The organism is Nocardiopsis sp. TNDT3 (assembly GCF_003427465.1).
GTDB lineage: Bacteria > Actinomycetota > Actinomycetes > Streptosporangiales > Streptosporangiaceae > Nocardiopsis > Nocardiopsis dassonvillei.
The window spans coordinates 1-4788 of the sequence record NZ_QPFC01000591.1 but is presented as its reverse complement, the minus strand read 5'-3'; the positions used below and the strand labels follow the sequence as shown (position 1 = coordinate 4788).

At 66.1% G+C, this 4788-nt stretch carries 4 protein-coding genes; all 4 read right to left on the bottom strand.

Annotation, left to right across the window (positions count from 1 at the left end):
* Nucleotides 1-63 precede the first annotated feature (63 nt).
* The gene (gene tuf, locus DQW06_RS15100; RefSeq protein ID WP_019610093.1) at nt 64-1257 is read right to left on the bottom strand and encodes an elongation factor Tu; all 1194 of its coding nucleotides are present in this window, start codon (nt 1255-1257) and stop codon (nt 64-66) included.
* 80 nt (nt 1258-1337) lie between these two features.
* Complete coding sequence (gene fusA, locus DQW06_RS15095; protein ID WP_117198725.1) at nt 1338-3452, bottom strand: elongation factor G; 2115 nt, start codon at nt 3450-3452, stop codon at nt 1338-1340.
* Between the two features lie 40 nt (nt 3453-3492).
* Complete coding sequence (rpsG, locus tag DQW06_RS15090; RefSeq protein WP_013156107.1) at nt 3493-3963, bottom strand: 30S ribosomal protein S7; 471 nt, start codon at nt 3961-3963, stop codon at nt 3493-3495.
* Between the two features lie 2 nt (nt 3964-3965).
* On the bottom strand, nt 3966-4337 hold the full coding sequence (gene rpsL / locus DQW06_RS15085; RefSeq protein WP_013156106.1) for a 30S ribosomal protein S12: 372 nt from the start codon (nt 4335-4337) through the stop codon (nt 3966-3968).
* Nucleotides 4338-4788 lie beyond the last annotated feature (451 nt).

Below are 4788 nucleotides of genomic sequence, written 5' to 3'. Positions count from 1 at the left end.
GTGGGTCCACGGCCCGCCCACCACGGCGGGGACGGCTCCGAAGGGGCCGCCCCCGCACGGGTACTACTTGAGGATCTTCGTGACGCGACCCGCGCCCACGGTCCGGCCACCCTCGCGGATGGCGAACTTCAGGCCGTCCTCCATCGCGACGGGCTGGATGAGCTGGACGGTCATCTCGGTGTTGTCACCGGGCATGACCATCTCGGTGCCCTCCGGCAGCGTCACGACGCCGGTGACGTCCGTGGTGCGGAAGTAGAACTGCGGGCGGTAGTTGTTGAAGAACGGCGTGTGGCGGCCACCCTCGTCCTTGGACAGGATGACGACCTGGGCCTCGAACTCGGTGTGCGGGGTGGTCGTGCCGGGCTTGATGACGACCTGGCCGCGCTCGACGTCCTCGCGCTTGATGCCGCGCAGGAGCAGACCGACGTTGTCGCCGGCCTGGCCCTGGTCGAGCAGCTTGCGGAACATCTCGACACCGGTGACCGTGGTGGTCTGCTTCTCGTCCTTGATACCGACGATGTCGACGGTCTCGTTGACGTTGACGATGCCGCGCTCGATGCGACCGGTGACGACGGTGCCGCGACCGGTGATCGAGAAGACGTCCTCGATCGGCATGAGGAAGGGCTTCTCGGTGTCACGCTCGGGCTCGGGGATGAACTGGTCCACGGTGCCCATGAGCTCCAGGACGGACTTGCCCCACTCCTCGTCGCCCTCCAGCGCCTTGAGCGCGGAGACCTTGGTGACGGGGACGTCGTCGCCGGGGAACTCGTACTCGCTGAGGAGCTCGCGGACCTCGAGCTCGACGAGCTCGAAGATCTCCTCGTCGTCCACCATGTCGGCCTTGTTCAGGGCCACCACGATGTAGGGCACGCCGACCTGGCGGGCCAGGAGCACGTGCTCCTTGGTCTGCGGCATCGGGCCGTCGGTGGCGGCCACGACCAGGATGGCGCCGTCCATCTGCGCCGCACCGGTGATCATGTTCTTCACGTAGTCGGCGTGACCGGGGCAGTCCACGTGGGCGTAGTGACGCGCCTCGGTCTGGTACTCGACGTGGGCGACGGAGATGGTGATACCGCGCTCGCGCTCCTCAGGAGCGTTGTCGATGTCCTCGAACGGCGTGAACGGGTTCAGGTCCGGGTACGCGTCGTGCAGCACCTTGGTGATGGCCGCGGTCAGCGTGGTCTTGCCGTGGTCGATGTGACCGATGGTGCCGATGTTGACGTGCGGCTTAGTCCGCTCGAACTTTGCTTTCGCCACTGGATGTCTCCTAGACGTACAGAGCTGTCTGGTGCTCGCTCCCCGCGTGGACGGGGAGCGGGCTGGTTACGTGTTCGCGACTATTCGCCGCGGACCTTCGCCACAATTTCTTGGGCGACAGCGGACGGAACCTCCGCGTAGGAGTCGAACACCATCGAGTAGTTGGCTCGACCCTGCGTGCGGCTGCGCAGGTCACCCACGTAGCCGAACATTTCGGAGAGGGGCACCTGGGCCTTGACGATACGGACGCCGGAACGCTCGTCCATGGACTGGATCTGTCCACGGCGGGAGTTCAGGTCGCCGATCACGTCACCCATGTACTCCTCGGGGGTGGTGACCTCGACAGCCATGACCGGCTCCAGGAGAGTCGGCTTGGCCAGCTTGACCGCCTCCTTGAAGGCGATCGAACCGGCGGTCTTGAAGGCCATCTCGGAGGAGTCGACCTCGTGGTACTGACCGTCCTGGAGCGTCACCTTGACGCCGACGAGCGGGTAGTGCGCGAGCACGCCCAGCTCGGCGGCCTCCTGGCAGCCGGCGTCGACCGAGGGGATGTACTCCCTCGGGATGCGGCCACCGGTGACGGCGTTGACGAACTCGTAGCCCGAGGCGTCGCCGCTCTCGGTCTCCAGGGGCTCGATGTCGATCTTGACCTTGGCGAACTGGCCCGACCCACCGGTCTGCTTCTTGTGGGTGTAGGTGTGCCCCTCGACCTTCTTGCGAATGGTCTCGCGGTAGGCCACCTGCGGCTTGCCGATGTTCGCCTCGACCTTGAACTCGTCGCGCATGCGGTTGACGAGCACCTCGAGGTGCAGCTCGCCCATGCCCGAGATCACGGTCTGACCGGTCTGGTCGTCCGTGGCGACCTGGAACGAGGGGTCCTCGTCCGCGAGGCGCTGGATCGCGATGCCCAGCTTCTCCTGGTCGCTCTTGGTCTTGGGCTCGATGGCCACCTCGATGACCGGAGCCGGGAAGGTCATGGACTCCAGCACGATCGGGTTCGCCTGGTCGCACAGGGTCTCACCGGTCGTGGTGTCCTTCAGGCCCATGACGGCGACGATGTCGCCGGCGCCGACCTCGGAGATCTCCTCGCGCTTGTTGGAGTGCATGCGGTAGATCTTGCCGATGCGCTCCTTGCGGCCCTTGAGGCTGTTGAGCACCTGGGTGCCCGCCTGGAGAACGCCGGAGTAGACACGCACGTAGGTCAGCTTGCCCAGGTGCGGGTCGCTCATGATCTTGAAGACCAGGGCCGACAGCGGCTCGTCGTTGCTCGGCTTGCGGACGAGCTTGGTCTCCTCGGTCTCGTCCTTGGGGTCGTGACCCTCGACGCCCTCGACGTCCAGCGGCGAGGGGAGGTAGGCGGTGACCGCGTCGAGCAGGGGCTGCACGCCCTTGTTCTTGAACGCGGTGCCGCACACGACCGGGACGGCCGTACCGGCGATGGTCGCGCGGCGGATCGCGGGGACGAGCTGTTCCACGGTGGGCTCCTGGCCCTCCAGGTACATCTCCATGATCTCGTCGTCGGCCTCGGCCAGCGTCTCGATGAACTGGTCGCGGGCCTCGCGGGCGGCGTCGGCGTGGCTCTCGGGGATGTCGACCGTGTCGTACATCTCGCCGAGCGCGGCCTCGTCGTTCCAGACGTAGGCCTTCATGCGGACGAGGTCGATGACGCCCTTGAAGTCGCTCTCGGCGCCGATGTTGAGCTGGATCGGCATGGCGTTGGCGCCGAGGCGCTCACGGAACATGTCGACACAGCGCTGGAACTCGGCGCCGATCTTGTCCATCTTGTTGACGAAGCAGATACGCGGGACGCCGTAGCGGTCCGCCTGGCGCCAGACCTGCTCCGACTGGGGCTCAACGCCCTCCTTGGCGTCGAAGACCGCGACGGCACCGTCGAGCACACGCAGCGACCGCTCGACCTCGACCGTGAAGTCGACGTGGCCGGGCGTGTCGATGATGTTGATGGTGTGGTCGTCCCAGTGGGTGGTGGTAGCAGCCGAGGTAATGGTGATACCCCGCTCCTGCTCCTCCTTCATCCAGTCCATCGTGGCAGCGCCATCGTGGACCTCGCCCACCTTGTGGGTCACACCGGTGTAGTAGAGGATCCGCTCAGTCGTCGTGGTCTTACCAGCGTCGATGTGAGCCATGATCCCGATGTTGCGGACCTTGGCCAGGTCAAGAACAGTTTTGGCAGCCATGAGGCTCGTCGTCCCTCGGTCTGTTTCGAACCCGCCGGAATTACCAGCGGTAGTGCGCGAAGGCCTTGTTCGACTCGGCCATCTTGTGCGTGTCCTCACGCTTCTTGACGGCCGCGCCGAGACCGTTGCTGGCGTCGACCAGCTCGTTCATCAGGCGCTCGGTCATGGTCTTCTCGCGACGCTGGCGCGCGTAGGAGACCAGCCAGCGCAGGGCCAGCGTGGTGGACCGGGAGGCGCGAACCTCGACCGGCACCTGGTAGGTCGCGCCGCCGACGCGGCGGCTGCGGACCTCGAGCGCGGGCTTGACGTTGTCCAGACCCCGCTTCAGGACGACGAGCGGGTCCTGGCCGGTCTTCTCGCGAGCACCCTCCAGGGCGTCGTAGACGACGCTCTGGGCGATGGAGCGCTTGCCGTCGAGCAGCACCTTGTTGATCAGTGCGGTGACGAGCGGCGAGCCGTAGACCGGGTCGGTGATGAGCTGGCGCTTCGGCGCCGGGCCCTTGCGCGGCATGCTTACTTCTCCTTCTTGGCGCCGTAACGGCTACGCGCCTGCTTGCGGTTACGGACACCCTGCGTGTCGAGCGAGCCGCGCACGATGCGGTAACGGACACCCGGCAGGTCCTTCACACGGCCACCGCGCACGAGCACGATGCTGTGCTCCTGCAGGTTGTGGCCGATGCCGGGGATGTAGGCCGTGACCTCGATCTGGCTGCTCAGCTTGACTCGGGCGACCTTGCGCAGAGCGGAGTTCGGCTTCTTGGGCGTGGTGGTGTAGACACGAGTGCACACACCACGACGCTGCGGACTCCCCTTCAGCGCCGGGGTCTTGTTCTTTGCGACCTTGTCCTGTCGGCCCTTGCGGACCAGCTGCTGGATGGTGGGCACCGCGTCTCCGTCTTCCTCGTGACCTACGCCGGTTCTCGTAGCCGATATCGCTATTGACCTGCTGGATTTCCCGAACCTCCCCGACCCCCGATGTCGGGCGTGTCGCGTTCGTTCCCGCGCATGGCGAAAACGAGATCACACCCGACCGAGAGGTCGAATCATGGGAGGGGGTTCACATGCGCCGCGCACCGTAGGTCCTCGTCTGCGGAACCGGGCGCCGCACACACATGTGCGACCCGTCGACTCACGGGCACAATCACACAGGCTACCGCTTGCCGTCAGGACGGTCAAAACGATGTGCGACATGGCGGGAACCGTCGGGACGGATCCTCGCTCAGCCGTGGGTCACCACCAGTCTACGCGGTCCCGGGGCTGCTCGGCCCCGCTTCGCAGAGAGCGCGGACGACGGCTGAAGGCCGCCTCCCGGGGACGATTGTCCCCGAGAGGCGGC